The sequence below is a fragment of the Zavarzinella formosa DSM 19928 genome (assembly GCF_000255705.1).
In the GTDB taxonomy this organism is placed as follows: domain Bacteria; phylum Planctomycetota; class Planctomycetia; order Gemmatales; family Gemmataceae; genus Zavarzinella; species Zavarzinella formosa.
Genome location: NZ_JH636466.1, coordinates 1,561 through 1,776, shown reverse-complemented (window position 1 = coordinate 1,776; position 216 = coordinate 1,561). Strand labels below are relative to the sequence as shown.

The 216-nt window shown below is 69.4% G+C and carries 1 protein-coding gene; it reads left to right on the top strand.

From position 1 onward, the window contains the following. Nucleotides 1–216, top strand: a 216-nt coding sequence (locus BGIM_RS65500) for a hypothetical protein (RefSeq protein WP_162136374.1), incomplete at both ends; no start/stop codon positions are given.

Genomic DNA, 216 nt, shown 5'->3' with positions numbered 1-216 from the left:
ACCTGGCCGAACTGGTTGTTCGCCCCGCCGAAGCCCTGCAACCCCTGCCCGCCCCCGTTCCCGTTGAACGCCTGACCGGCAATCTGCTGGCCACCGCCACCGTTTTGGTTGTTGCCCCCCTGGCCACCGCCGATGATGCGGTTGCCCTGCGCCTGGAAGCCGTTCTGGCCGCCGAAGGTCACGGCCCCGCCGAGGGAGAAGACCTGCCCGAGGACT